The organism is Limnobaculum eriocheiris, assembly GCF_021010575.1.
In the GTDB taxonomy this organism is placed as follows: Bacteria; Pseudomonadota; Gammaproteobacteria; order Enterobacterales; family Enterobacteriaceae; genus Limnobaculum; species Limnobaculum eriocheiris.
The window spans coordinates 1-9917 of sequence record NZ_JAJNAG010000068.1 but is presented as its reverse complement, the minus strand read 5'-3'; the positions used below and the strand labels follow the sequence as shown (position 1 = coordinate 9917).

Below are 9917 nucleotides of genomic sequence, written 5' to 3'. Positions count from 1 at the left end.
GTGGAATGACCGTTTCGGATCACATCACTCGTTTCAGAACAGCGGGGACAAACTACATCAATCTTTGCCATCAATCATCCAAAGGGCGAAGAATACCACAACACTAAATATGCGTCACGACCCGATAATATATAGTTTACTTTGCAAGGTTTCAAATTGATAGGATTGGCGCAGTGAAATTTGAAACTTTCAGCAAAGATGTAGAAACTAGTATCTTTGACAGGTAGAAAGATAATGAATTCAACTTGTATAATATTAATTCGAGACTGTAATTAAATTTCCTGTTGCCGAATTTGTATTTTAGATTCGCATGTTTATCAAATATCATTAATGAGCTCTTTCCTTTCAAATATCCCATGAAACTCGATACACTGATTTCAGGCGGAATACTCACTAACAGATGGACATGATCCGGCATCAGATGTCCTTCTATTATCTCTACTCCCTTATATTTGCAAAGATTTCTTAATATTTCACCTATGCTTGTACGCAAACTGGCAAAGATAACTTTCCGTCTATATTTTGGCGAAAATACCAAGTGATACTTACATAGCCATTTTGTGTGGGCTAATCTTTGTGCTTTAATTGCCATAAACACCTTTCCTTTTTTAAGTTACGCATATCAGCTTGAACATCTGTATCGTAACGGAAAGGTGTTTTTTGGGGTATAACCTCGGGTCACCACCCGCATAGCAGGTGGTTATCTTGTTCAGAAGTTAAAGTACTATTTGTATACATCCGCAGCCGCATGAATTTCATTATTACCACCTTCTGCGATAATAACAAAATATTTGCCGCCTTTTTCATCAGCCAGTTTTGATAATCCTTCGCTGATATCTGTTGTTGATTGGGTTGCTTTTTTAGTTACATCTACAACACCAATTTTTTCATAATTACTGTTTTTTGCCTGTTCTTGAGTTATCTCTGTTGCAGCAATTGCACTTAGAGAAAAACAACCGGCAGCAAGGGTAATTATCAGAGCTTTAAATACTTTCATGGTAATGCCTCGATAAAGAATTTAGTTAACGATAATTACAATAACATTCTAATTATTTAACAACTCATCGATTTGTCAAAGAATGGCTGGGAGTATATTTGTTATAAATATCAATGTACTATGATATAAGCAGAGTACTTTACCTTTCTTGACCTATAACCTATTGTAATTAGGTATTATTGCGTGTTATTCAATTTTGCTATTAAGGCATAATGGAATAATCTAAAAGAAAACTATATTTATTGAACTTTTTATTTTTACCTGAAAATATTAAATAATTTTCGGAATGTTAAAAATTATTATTGTCAGTTAAAAGAACAAAGAATAATACCTTGAATATTTACGTCATTTATAGCTTAATAAAAACTCAACCAACTTATACACAGGTGGCTTATGTCTCAAAAAATGGATGCTATACAGAAAATCATCGGTGAAACGGTCGTTAAGCTATGTGAAAAAAAGGTTCCGGTAAGCAAAGACTCTATATCGGAGAAGCTGTTAAGAGTGATACACAAAGATTCAGCAGATTCTGAAAAAGGTAGGATTGCTACGTCGGCATTGGAGTTTTTAGCTCAAACTGAGGTTAAGTCTTAATTATTCTATAGTGTAGTGTGGGAGAGCACCTGGTTCTGAAGCTGTATATCATTTCGATATACAGTATTTAGTCTAACTGGCACCAATGAATTTAAAATAGAAGGGTTAGTCATAGACTAACCCTTCTGTATTTGAGTGATATGTATCAATTTGCAGGCTAACCAAAAAAGATCGTTTGTAGCATCTTCAGGCTTAACAGTATTAGTAAGCAGGCAAAAACTTTCTTAAGCGTAGCAACCGGCATTTTGTGCGCCACTCGGGCGCCAATAGGGGCTGTAAAATAACTTAGTGCGGAAATAAGGATAACGGCGGGAAAATAGACATAACCGACGCTGTAATCGGGAGTATTGGATGCACTCCAACCGTTAATCATATAACCAATGCTACCTGCCAGAGCGATTGGCATACCGACAGCGGCGGATGTCCCTATAGCATGTTGTATACGCACATTACACCAGGTCAAAAAAGAGACCGTAAGCGAACCGCCACCAATAGCAACCAGTGCCGATATACCGCCAATTGAGAGTCCGGCAATAGAAATGCCCGCATTCCCAGGTAATTGGCGGCTTGGCTTAGGTTTAATATTTAAAATCATCTGTAATGCCACATAGGCCATAAAACAGGAGAAGAATATTCCCAGTGCTTTTGTTGGTAATAATGCGGCTAACCAGGTTGCTGACAGGGTGCCAATTAGTATTGCAGGCGTGATTTTCCAAACAACCGGCCACAAAACTGCCTGATGACGATTATGGGCTTTTAAGCTTGAAAAAGCAGTGATCACAATAGAAGCCATTGACGTACCAAGAGCCAGATGTACCAGATGCTCTTGAGGGATCCCTTGAGCGGCAAAAATAGTGGTTAAGACAGGTACCATAATACCACCCCCGCCAATTCCCAGTAGTCCAGCCATAAACCCCACCACAGCGCCCAATAACAAATACGCTAATATCCATTCAATAGCCATTGAATATCCTTGATTGAAATTTTAATAAAACACACATTAACCAATATTAACCCTGCCGTCAGATTAGGCATAGGTACTGAGTATAGAGTTTTTACGTTACAATGAACAAAAATCAAAATCTTCATCAATAATCATGTTGAGGTTGTATGTTCGAGTTCGAAGGGCGCACGATAGAGACCGATGCTCAAGGGTATTTACTTAACAGTAATGACTGGAATGAATCAATGGCAGAGATTCTGGCCCGACAGGAAAATATTGAGTTAACGGCGGAGCATTGGGAAGTCATCCACTTTGTAAGAGATTTCTATCAGGAGTTTAATACTTCTCCAGCCATTCGAATGTTAGTCAAAGCGATGACACAAAAATATGGTGAAGAGAAGGGGAATAGTCGCTATCTTTATCGACTTTTTGTGAAAGGCCCCGCAAAACAAGCCACCAAAATCGCGGGTTTACCTAAACCAGTTAAGTGCATTTGAATGTAAAGTTAGGTGAGTTTAGCGTTGAAATTGCTCCAATAGCACAATTTAACTTGAAATATGGCTGGTTCCCCCCATATTTAAGAAAAAGGCAGGAGCTGAATACGAGGAGGCTACAATGATTACCAGTAAATTTTCTATTGGTCAGCAAGTCAGACATAAGTTACTGGGTAACCTTGGCGTTATCATTGATATCGATGCCGAGTACTCCCTGGAGCAGCCAGCTTCCGATGAAGTTGCTGCAGATGATAACTTGAGAAACGCCCCCTGGTATCACGTAGTTATGGAAGATGAAGAGGGGCAACCGATCCATACTTACCTTGCAGAGATACAGCTCGCAGAAGAGGATGTAGAAACACATCCGGAACAACCCTCTCTTGATGAACTTGCTGCATCGATCAGAGATCAACTGCAAGCGCCACGCTTAAGAAATTGATGGTGCTGTTAAAAAGCCGTTCTGTTAATCGTAGAATGGCTTTTTTATTGCCTAAAGCTAGTTTTTGAATAAAAAGAGGTAGTAGAAGGGGGAACAGGCACCGGATTGAAGTATCTATGTAAAATTGGGACAAAAAAATAGCCGTGAAACCCAAAAAGTGTGTGGAGTCGGTTTCACGGCAAACCAAAAACAGTTAATTTGTAACTGATAAAACGCTGGGGTAATTATCACTGAGATTTGACCTATAAAACAAGCTGGTAAAAACACTAGTTTTTTATCCAAATATAAGAGGTGCTGAGATATCTCTTTTGAAGGCATTCTTTCAAGGTTTTCGATGATGGCATTTCCAGTTTTGGATTTTTATTTTGATTTGTAGATTTAATCGATATAAAAAAACAAATAATTATTAATATCTATCTTTTATTTCATTATGAGATATTAGTTTCAAATGCTGATAAGACACCTTGATTCGATAGAACTACAGATAACTCAAAATTCACAACAATACTCAAGGTGAAAAAAGTTGACGCGATGCCTGAGTAATTTAAATATTTTGTTACATAATTAATGGTTTCTGTTTGTGTCCGTGATTTTTGACTAAATACCTACCTACCTACCTACCTACCTACCTACCTACCTACCTGATAAGTAGCAGCCATATAAAGTTATACTTGTGGTTAATTTCTATGCTAAGTGTGCCAAATTAATATTAATTAATAATAATTCATATTGAAAAAGAAAAGTTGAATAATTTAATTTATTTAACGTTTTGTTTTTCAATATATTTTTGATTATTCTTTTTGTTGATATTTGTCAACTTATATCTTAATTTTCACCATGAATGATTTAAAGGGTTGTTATGATACAAATTATCATAAATTATTTTATTTTTTATTTGAAAATATAAATACAGGCTTTATATTTATATGTAATGTGATTTGTTGATTTTCATTCAATTAGTGTCTCGTTTGAATTTTTTCTTCTATTTATTGTGTGTTTTTATAATAACACTCTATGCGGTGTGGACATTGCCATTTGAAAGCAACTAAATTATGAGTGAATATATGGTCGATTTTTCAAGAGCTGAGTATTTGAAACAAGTAAAAGCATTACGGTCAAAACCTAAACACCAGTTAAAAGATATTGGTGACCAGTGGTGTACGCCAGACGCGTTATTTTGGGGTATTGATAATTTGTATGGACCTTTGGTTTTAGACTTGTTTAGCGACGGTGAAAACAGTAAATGCTCAAAATATTATACGGCGGCAGATAATGCATTAACTAAAAATTGGGCAGAGCAATTATCTAAACTTAATGGAGCTGCGTTTGCTAATCCTCCCTATTCCAGGGCAAAGCAACATTGTGGGCACTACATTACCGGTATGTCTCACATCATGCGCCATACCATTAAACAGCGAGAACTGGGGGGGCGTTATGTCTATCTGGTTAAAGTGGCAACAGCAGAAGAGTGGTGGCCGGGAGATAAGGCAGATCATATTGCTTTTATTCGCGGAAGAATTTCGTTTGATATGCCTAAATGGTTTGTTCCGGCAGATAAGCAGCAAGAGGTGACGACGGCTTCATTTGGCGTGGCAATACTGATTTTTGATAAGACGTGGACGGGGCCTCAACTGAGTTATCTCCATCGCGACGACCTTCTTGCCAGGGGAAATACGGTAATGAATATGATGAAAATGAACCCGTCATCTATCGTTGTTGCTGCCTGAGCAGGACATATGTGACATAAGCTCATTGGGTAGGGACTTATGTCACATATGATAACTAGTCGATTTGACCGTGGGTAATTTTAGTCAGCGGGAGGTTTATATCAAAAATTTTGCAATTTGCGCTTTTAATACCAAAAGAAGCAATGCGTTTTTGATGCATCTTCCAATAACGTTCAGCTGACTCACGATCGGTGAAGAAATAGATACCACCAGCTTCTTCAGTTTGCAGGTTTTCAGTCCAGATTTTTGAAATGAAACCAGGTTCATTATTTATACTTTCAGCCAGAGGAACTGCGCTTTTGGATAAATTCTCACCTAACATCTCTGCGGGCATACTGAAATCTACCTGAAGTAATACTGTCATCATGACCTCCTGATAATAAAAGCTGTTTATTGTGACGAGAGGGAAAATCATATCAGATATGGTTTCATAGTGACGTGCAAACTGACGATGAAGTTGCCATGATAAGCAGATACAAAAAATGGCTATTAATCAATGTTGCTTCCTGTTTGAACAAATCGGTCACACAACGGTTTTGAGTTGAAGGTTATAGTAAAAAATAATGGAGCGATTAAGTCGATTAATTTTGTCACTCTTTGATGTATTTTTGAATGAATTATAATCAGGACATTATTTATGTTGTCTTTTTATTCCATTATATAAGCGTTATGACCATCTTTAGTCCGTGAATTCGCCATTACAGACGAACAGCTATATTATTGATATAATCATAAAAATGACGGTGTGGTAGTAAATCTTTTCGTTGAGTTTGACGTGAGGATATGTAAACCTTAGCTACCTTTGAAAGATGGATTTGTTTGCAGGTTGAATATATTTTGATTTTGAAATAGTGTTTCATCCTGTACTATCAATCGGTTGAGTGTTTTTAATGAATCATTGCTTAGCGATTAAAAAGTATCACTTTACCTTTCTTGTTTGGAGACTTTCTGTTGATTAGCGTTCTTCTTGTTGATGACCACGAATTGGTGCGCGCAGGGATCCGACGCATTCTGGAAGATGTCAAAGGAATAAAAGTTGTTGGTGAGGCACAGACCGGCGAGGATGCCGTAAAGTGGTGTCGTTCCAATAATGTCGATATTGTCTTAATGGATATGAACATGCCGGGCATTGGTGGCCTGGAGGCTACGCGTAAGATTTTGCGCTATTCACCTGACATCAAAGTCATTATGCTGACAATTCATACGGAAAACCCGCTACCAGCAAAAGTTATGCAGGCAGGGGCTTCCGGCTATTTAAGTAAAGGTGCGGCACCTCAGGAAGTGATTAACGCTATTCGTGCTATTGCTTCCGGGCAGCGCTATATCGGTGCTGATATTGCCCGCCAAATGGCTTTGAGTCAGCTGGAGCCGGAGGCGGATACACCATTATCCAGTTTGTCTGAACGCGAGTTGCAGATTATGTTAATGATCACGAAAGGGCTAAAAGTTAATGAGATCGCGGAAACGCTCAATCTCAGTCCTAAAACGGTCAATAGCTATCGTTACAGAATGTTTAGCAAGCTGAATATTAGTGGTGATGTTGAGTTAACACATCTTGCTATTCGCCATGGAATTGTGACATCAGAGAAATTGTTAAATAGTGACTGACAGTTTTGATAGCAAAGCATTTTTAAAATATGTAACTAATGAGCCAGGGGTTTATCGTATGTACGATACTTCTGGCGTTGTTATTTATGTAGGGAAGGCAAAAGATCTTAAAAAGCGTTTATCCAGCTATTTTCGCCAAAACGTAAGTAGTCGAAAAACAGAGGCGTTGGTTAAAAGTATCGCTAATATCGATGTGACGGTTACCCATACCGAAACAGAAGCGTTACTGCTTGAACATAACTATATAAAGTTATATCAGCCCCGATATAACGTCTTATTGCGTGATGATAAGTCTTACCCGTTAATTTTTTTGAGTTCAGATAAACACCCTCGATTGAAAATGCACCGGGGAGCCAGGCACGCCAAAGGGGAGTACTTTGGGCCATTTCCAAACTCAGGTGCTGTGCGTGAAACATTAGCATTACTGCAAAAACTTTTTCCTGTTCGTCAATGTGAGGATAGCGTTTATCGCAATCGCTCGCGTCCCTGCCTGCAATATCAAATTGGCCGCTGCCTGGGGCCATGTGTTACAGGGCTGGTCAGTGATGATGAGTATCAAAAACAGGTAAATTACGTTCGATTATTTTTGGAAGGCAAAGATCAACAGGTACTGAATCAACTGATAGCCAATATGGAGCAGGCCAGTCTGTCGCTCAATTTTGAAGAGGCGGCCCGCATTCGCGATCAAATTCAGGCCATCCGACGGGTAACTGAAAAGCAGTTTGTTTCTGGTGATAGTGATGATTTGGATGTCATCGGAGTCTCTTATGAGGCCGGGCTGGCTTGTATGCACGTACTGTTTTTACGACAGGGTAAGGTGCTTGGCAGTCGTAGCTATTACCCTAAAATTCCGAAAGGAACCGATCTGGATGAAGTGGTTCAGACTTTCGTTGGTCAGTTCTATTTACAGGGAAGTCAGTCCAGATCCCTACCCGGAGAGATTTTGCTGGATTTCTCTTTGCCGGACAGAAATGCCCTGGAAGAGACATTATCCGAAGTTGCCGGACGAAAAATTCAAATACAAAGTAATCCCAGAGGGGATCGTGCCCGTTATCTGAAACTGGCAAGAACCAATGCGCAAATTGCCCTTAAAACTAAGTTATCACAACAGTCAACTATCCATCAGCGTCTGGCATCATTAGCAGAAGTGCTGAAACTCAGCAAAATTAATCGGATGGAATGTTTTGATATCAGCCATACTATGGGGGAAGAAACTGTCGCTTCCTGTGTGGTATTTGATAGCAATGGTCCACTGCGTTCTGAGTATCGACGTTACAATATCACCGGTATCACACCGGGGGATGATTATGCGGCCATGTCGCAAGTATTAAAGCGGCGATATGGAAAAGCGCTGACGGATGAGAAAATTCCGGATGTCATTTTTATTGATGGTGGAAAGGGGCAATTAGGCCAGGCTATCGATGTTTTTGCACAGTTGGACGTTGAGTGGGATAAAACCCGGTCACTGCTAGTGGGCATAGCCAAGGGTAGCGACCGCAAAGCCGGGCTGGAAACGTTATTTTTAGCCGCCGAAGGGGAAGGATTCTCTCTACCGCCAGATTCACCTGCGTTGCATGTGATTCAACATATTCGTGACGATTCTCACGATCATGCGATATCCGGACATCGTCAGCGGCGGGCAAAAGTCAGAAATACCAGCGCGCTGGAACATATTGAAGGTGTTGGGCCTAAACGTCGTCAGGCCTTGCTAAAATATATGGGAGGCTTACAACCATTATTGAACGCCACCGTAGAAGAGATTGCAAAAATACCGGGGATATCGCAATCTTTAGCAGAAAAGATACACAATGCATTGAAACCCTGAAGAGTATGTAGCAACATAGGCATACGCCTTCCTTTTATACTGAACAGCAATAGAGCACCATAGCACTATGCAATTTAATATACCGACTCTGCTTACACTTTTTCGCATCATTTTGATCCCATTCTTTGTTGTGGCGTTTTATTTACCGGCGCAATATCAATGGGCTCCAATGGTATGTGCCATCATTTTTGTGGTCGCTGCGGTAACCGACTGGTTTGATGGATTCTTAGCTCGACGCTGGAAGCAAACTACACGCTTTGGTGCCTTTCTCGATCCGGTCGCTGATAAAGTGATGGTTGCGACGGCACTGGTGTTAGTTTCTGAGTACTATCACGTTTGGTGGATATCTCTACCAGCAGCTACGATGATAGCGCGTGAAATCATTATTTCTGCTCTGAGAGAGTGGATGGCAGAAATTGGTAAGCGCAGTAGTGTTGCTGTTTCATGGGTGGGCAAAGTGAAAACTTCCGCGCAAATGTTGGCATTAGTCATATTGCTGTGGAGACCTAACCATATCGTTGAGATTTTTGGTTTTATTTTGTTGTATATCGCCACAATCCTAACGTTCTGGTCGATGTTCCAATATTTGAAGGCCTCCAAGGCTGACTTGCTGGAACCATAGCCGATACGCCGGAAAAAGCAGCAAACGAACCAAATGTTGTAATAATTCTATTGACTCACCTCGTCAGGTAAGTAGAATGCACAGCATCCAATTACGGCAGCGGTCTTAATTGGGATAAGCAGTTAAATCAGCAAGTTCTGATATAATGTTTCAGGCGCGGGAATAGCTCAGTTGGTAGAGCACGACCTTGCCAAGGTCGGGGTCGCGAGTTCGAGTCTCGTTTCCCGCTCCAAATTAATATTCGATATGAATATTATGGCGCGTTGGCAGAGTGGCCATGCTGCGGATTGCAAATCCGCCTACCTCGGTTCGACTCCGGGACGCGCCTCCAATATCAAGTATGCCCGGGTGGTGGAATCGGTAGACACAAGGGATTTAAAATCCCTCGGCGGCAACGCCGTGCGAGTTCAAGTCTCGCCCCGGGCACCATTTGATATTGATGATAATGAGTACTTAACGTTGACTAAACCACCTGAAAGGTGGTTTTTTTGTATCTGATATTCAGGATTCTTCTGCCTGAATAAGGCTACATACCCGCTTCAGCGCTGAGGAATCCCCAGTAATGAGCAGGTAAAAAAAGACAGGCATAGAGTTTTGTGATCTACTGATTGTGCTATCAATTCAATGAGATCACCTCTATGCCTGTTTACCAAGTATGTCAGAAGTTT

General features: G+C 40.2%; 11 protein-coding genes, 3 tRNA genes and 1 pseudogene. 10 read left to right on the top strand and 5 right to left on the bottom strand.

From position 1 onward, the window contains the following. From LPW36_RS18030 to LPW36_RS16910, 3 genes and pseudogenes are all read right to left on the bottom strand, one after another. The coding region (locus tag LPW36_RS18030) for an IS1 family transposase (RefSeq protein WP_338085959.1) at positions 1–71 on the bottom strand (71 nt) is incomplete at its 3' end. A gap of 203 nt (positions 72–274) precedes the next feature. After that, positions 275–592, bottom strand: a pseudogene (gene tnpA / locus LPW36_RS16915) (IS200/IS605 family transposase); the annotation flags it as partial. A 132-nt stretch (positions 593–724) separates the two neighbouring features. After that, positions 725–997 (bottom strand): YdgH/BhsA/McbA-like domain containing protein, encoded by a 273-nt coding sequence (locus LPW36_RS16910; protein WP_230611703.1) that lies wholly within the window; start codon positions 995–997, stop codon positions 725–727. A gap of 393 nt (positions 998–1390) precedes the next feature. Here LPW36_RS16910 and LPW36_RS16905 point away from each other — a divergent pair, with 393 nt between their 5' ends. Beyond that, positions 1391–1591, top strand: coding sequence for a hypothetical protein (locus LPW36_RS16905; protein WP_230611701.1), 201 nt, complete (start codon positions 1391–1393; stop codon positions 1589–1591). Between the two features lie 157 nt (positions 1592–1748). Here the strand turns inward: LPW36_RS16905 and LPW36_RS16900 are convergent, their stop codons facing one another. Further along, positions 1749–2555: a sulfite exporter TauE/SafE family protein gene (locus LPW36_RS16900; protein ID WP_230611699.1), complete on the bottom strand. Its 807-nt coding sequence runs from the start codon at positions 2553–2555 to the stop codon at positions 1749–1751. A gap of 146 nt (positions 2556–2701) precedes the next feature. Here LPW36_RS16900 and tusE point away from each other — a divergent pair, with 146 nt between their 5' ends. The 3 genes from tusE to LPW36_RS16885 all read left to right on the top strand — a co-directional run bounded on the left by tusE (position 2702) and on the right by LPW36_RS16885 (position 5194). Continuing rightward, positions 2702–3031, top strand: coding sequence for a sulfurtransferase TusE (gene tusE, locus LPW36_RS16895; protein ID WP_230611697.1), 330 nt, complete (start codon positions 2702–2704; stop codon positions 3029–3031). Between the two features lie 118 nt (positions 3032–3149). Further along, the gene (gene hspQ / locus LPW36_RS16890; RefSeq protein WP_230611695.1) at positions 3150–3467 is read left to right on the top strand and encodes a heat shock protein HspQ; all 318 of its coding nucleotides are present in this window, start codon (positions 3150–3152) and stop codon (positions 3465–3467) included. 1091 nt (positions 3468–4558) lie between these two features. Next, the gene (locus tag LPW36_RS16885; protein ID WP_230611693.1) at positions 4559–5194 is read left to right on the top strand and encodes a phage N-6-adenine-methyltransferase; all 636 of its coding nucleotides are present in this window, start codon (positions 4559–4561) and stop codon (positions 5192–5194) included. A gap of 55 nt (positions 5195–5249) precedes the next feature. On the opposite strand, the gene LPW36_RS16880 is transcribed toward LPW36_RS16885, so the two are convergent. Beyond that, positions 5250–5528: a monooxygenase gene (locus tag LPW36_RS16880; RefSeq protein WP_230611691.1), complete on the bottom strand. Its 279-nt coding sequence runs from the start codon at positions 5526–5528 to the stop codon at positions 5250–5252. Positions 5529–6145: 617 nt separating this feature from the next. Between LPW36_RS16880 and uvrY the strand changes: the two genes are divergently transcribed. The 6 genes from uvrY (at position 6146) to LPW36_RS16850 (ending at position 9678) form a co-directional block, all read left to right on the top strand. Further along, a complete protein-coding gene (gene uvrY, locus LPW36_RS16875) occupies positions 6146–6802 on the top strand; it encodes a UvrY/SirA/GacA family response regulator transcription factor (protein WP_230611689.1) in 657 nt (218 codons plus the stop codon). Next, entirely contained in the window at positions 6795–8627 is a 1833-nt protein-coding gene (gene uvrC / locus LPW36_RS16870; RefSeq protein WP_230611687.1) for an excinuclease ABC subunit UvrC, read from the top strand. The genes uvrY and uvrC overlap by 8 nt, the downstream gene beginning before the upstream one ends. 67 nt (positions 8628–8694) lie before the next feature. Then, positions 8695–9249: a CDP-diacylglycerol--glycerol-3-phosphate 3-phosphatidyltransferase gene (gene pgsA, locus LPW36_RS16865; RefSeq protein ID WP_230611686.1), complete on the top strand. Its 555-nt coding sequence runs from the start codon at positions 8695–8697 to the stop codon at positions 9247–9249. A gap of 156 nt (positions 9250–9405) precedes the next feature. Next, positions 9406–9481 (top strand) — tRNA-Gly (locus LPW36_RS16860). 25 nt (positions 9482–9506) lie between these two features. Next, a tRNA-Cys gene (locus LPW36_RS16855) sits at positions 9507–9580 on the top strand. A gap of 11 nt (positions 9581–9591) precedes the next feature. Then, positions 9592–9678 (top strand) — tRNA-Leu (locus LPW36_RS16850). Positions 9679–9917: the final 239 nt, after the last annotated feature.